Origin of the sequence: Vibrio sp. 10N.222.52.B7 (genome assembly GCF_041474275.1) — a bacterium.
In the GTDB taxonomy this organism is placed as follows: Bacteria; Pseudomonadota; Gammaproteobacteria; order Enterobacterales; family Vibrionaceae; genus Vibrio; species Vibrio crassostreae_C.
Genome location: NZ_JBFRTU010000421.1, coordinates 1 through 431, shown reverse-complemented (window position 1 = coordinate 431; position 431 = coordinate 1). Strand labels below are relative to the sequence as shown.

1 protein-coding gene is annotated in these 431 nt (G+C 45.9%); it reads left to right on the top strand.

Annotated elements, in window-relative coordinates:
* A partial coding sequence (locus tag AB4512_RS23500) for an aminotransferase class V-fold PLP-dependent enzyme (protein ID WP_372175932.1) occupies positions 1–429 on the top strand: 429 nt, incomplete at its 5' end.
* Positions 430–431 lie beyond the last annotated feature (2 nt).

Below are 431 nucleotides of genomic sequence, written 5' to 3'. Positions count from 1 at the left end.
GGCACTACTTTTTCACAGCTGCCTGGGAAGTTTGAAGCGGGTACGCCAAATGTGGCCGGAGCGATAGCATTAAGTACTGCAATAGAATGGTTAAGTGGTTTTGCACAGCAAGATGTCGAAAATCATATCCACCAGCTACAGCACGAGACCTACCGTGCACTCAGTAAACTGGATGATATACAGGTTTTGGGGTATCAGCCCAACGCAAGCGTGATTACTTTTGTGATGGATGGCGTTCACCATCAAGATATAGCGACACTGTTGGATCAGCAAGGGATCGCGGTACGTGCAGGGCATCATTGTGCTCACCCATTGATGGATGCGCTTAATGTGAAAGGAACGGTTCGAATTTCATTTGGTATTTACAACAACATGGATGATGTTGAAAAGCTTATCGCTGCGATAGAAAAAGCCGTTGATATGCTTTAGGG